Annotated in this window: 2 protein-coding genes; both read right to left on the reverse strand. The window is 33.7% G+C overall.

Annotation, left to right across the window (positions count from 1 at the left end):
• Positions 1-357 precede the first annotated feature (357 nt).
• Positions 358-1,704 carry an MATE family efflux transporter gene (locus tag ACZQCL_RS08365; RefSeq protein WP_482482757.1) on the reverse strand — a complete coding sequence of 449 codons (1,347 nt, stop codon included), beginning with the start codon at positions 1,702-1,704 and terminating at the stop codon, positions 358-360.
• 33 nt (positions 1,705-1,737) lie between these two features.
• The coding region (locus ACZQCL_RS08370) for an AraC family transcriptional regulator (RefSeq protein ID WP_482482759.1) at positions 1,738-2,809 on the reverse strand (1,072 nt) is incomplete at its 5' end.

Consider the following 2,809-nt stretch of genomic DNA (forward strand, 5'->3'; position numbering starts at 1 on the left):
CCAAAGAAGTACGCATTAAAGAAGTCGACAAAATAGGCATTGTTTTCTAAAAACTCCTTCATAATTTTGTCTTTTGATTTATTCATGTGATTTCATCACCTCCTATCTCATATACGAAATAAATTGAGGTTTTTCCAAAAAAAGATGCACATTTTGATAATTTCACATAATTCAATCGGATTTCACAATATTTACCAAAGTTATACTAAATTTATGACAACATGGAATGTTATTCTATAAGTGCCTTAAAGATAAGGCAATGAATATAGAAATAAACCAATATTCATATCTCTCTCCTAAAATAATAATAAACAAAAAGGAACCATTCTAGACGCCAACACTAGAATGGTTTCTTTTTTATTCTTGCCAATTAATTTTTCGATAATATAAGAAAAATACAATACTTGATAAAGACCAAGTAAATGGATAAATCAAATATACAAATAAAATGTTATGGAATAGCATGTTCAACATTGTTAATAAGGTGACTCGTACAAGACACCAACACACAAGCATAACAACCATTGGAACCACAGACTTTCCTACTCCACGAAGTACAGCCGACACACCATGGCTATATGCTAATAAAAAGAATAGTATCGTCGCATAATGAGCTCGTTCTACACCATATTGTATTACTTGTGGATCATCCACAAATAAACGCATCAATGGAGTGGCAAACAGTGTAATCAATACCCCTATGGTTTCAGCTAAGCTGACGGAACAAACCAGTCCAAAATGAGCTCCTTTTCTGGCCCTTTCATATTCTTTGGCTCCTCTATTTTGAGAAACAAACGTAGTTAAAGCCATCATAAAACTTGTGATTGGTAAAAACGCAAAACCCTCAATTTTTGTATAGGTACCAATACCAGCCATAGCCAAGGATCCAAACGAATTGATATTCGATTGTATAACGACATTTGATATTGAAATTAAACTATTCTGAATTCCCGTTGGAATCCCCATTTCCAATATTTCCTTACCTACATCAGCATGTATACGAATCTTAGAAAGATGTACCTGATGACTTTCATTTGTCCGAATCAATAGATACAAACAAAGAGCAGCACTTAAAAACTGCGATAGAATCGTAGCCAAAGCAGCCCCTTCTACATTCATATGAAGTCCTGCCACAAATATGATGTCCAATACAACATTTACACAACTTGATACAATCAAGAAATATAATGGATGTTTGCTATCTCCTACTGACTGCATAATACCTACACAAGAATTGTATAGAATCATTCCTAAAGACCCTAAAAAATAAATTTGTAGATATGCAGTGGATAAATGAATCACATTTTTTGGTGTTGACATCCACCCTAACAATACAGGTGCCAACAAGTATCCAAAAACGGTTAAACCAATCCCAAAAATCAATCCAAACGCCATAAGTGTATGGATCGCATTCTGCATTCTTTCTTTATCATTCGCACCAAAGTAGCGTGCAATGACCACTCCTGCACCTACGGATATCCCTTGAAACAAACTAGTCAACAAAAAGATCAATTCCCCACAAGAAGTAACGGCCGCAAGACTTGAACTGCCCAGATAGTTTCCTACAATCAAGGAGTCCGCTGTATTATAGAGCTGTTGAAATAGATTGCCTAGAAACACAGGAAATGCAAACAGAAGCATTTGTTTCCAAATGGTTCCAGACGTCATTAACATTTGATTCTTTTTCATGTACATATCATACACTATTAACGCAAGAAAAAAAGCCCATTTCTGGACTTATTGAGAAATGCTCTTGGCATAATCCGTTGGAGAAATCCCATACTGCAATTTAAACTTCCTAGAAAAGTAGTGAATGGAAGTAAATCCTAAAATATCAGATATTTCTGAAATCGTCTGATTATGCTCATGAATCATGATTTTAGCCTGATTCAATTTCACATTGGAAATATATTGTTTTGGCGTAATATGAATATTTGACTTAAACAAATTCTGTAGACTTGACCTCGAAATTGAGAACTTCGTACACAAATCTTCCACCGTAAACTGTTTATATACATTATTATTGATAAAAACCAAAATTTCATTCAACAACGTACTTTCATAATGCTCTTGCATCGGATTCGCCGTTATAGAAGTCGATTCCTCTACCTCATCATCAAATTGATATAAAAGAATTAGAATCTGTTTTAAATACAATAGTACGAGTTCTGAATTCAAATGACCATCGGACTGAATGGATTTCATAAATTCAGACAACACTTGATAAATATCTTTTCGCGTATGAAAAACACGATTTTTTAAATCGCCAGGCAACTTATTATCCATATCAAACGTAATCGTCAGATATGAACAAGTACTCTGACTATCTGTACTTTGTGTATGGAACTGTCCCGGATAATATAAAATCAAATCATATTTAGACAATCTGTAACTATGACCATCTACCGTCGTATCCAAAGTACCATGATCAATATATGTCAATTCATAATAATCATGTGACTCACCAGGAAATGTATAATTCGATTTACGAACCTGGTAAAAACATGTAAAGATCTCTTTTAAATTCATCTTTGAAACCAAAGGCTGATACGAACATGGAGTCTCCATCATCTTCTGATTCATTCCATGACTCGAATAATGAATTTGAAGCACACTCTCTCTCGAGATAGAAACATAATTAAAATAAATATCTGGTTTTAAACGAACAACACGGTGAATAACATATTCCTCAAATTTTTTACCATCTTTACTCACCACTAACATGATAATTCCACTACGCGTATCCAAATATACTGGATCGCTAGAATAATAAAATGAATCAAACGTTTTATTTGTGATTTTAAAATCA

The organism is Holdemanella sp., assembly GCF_056804935.1.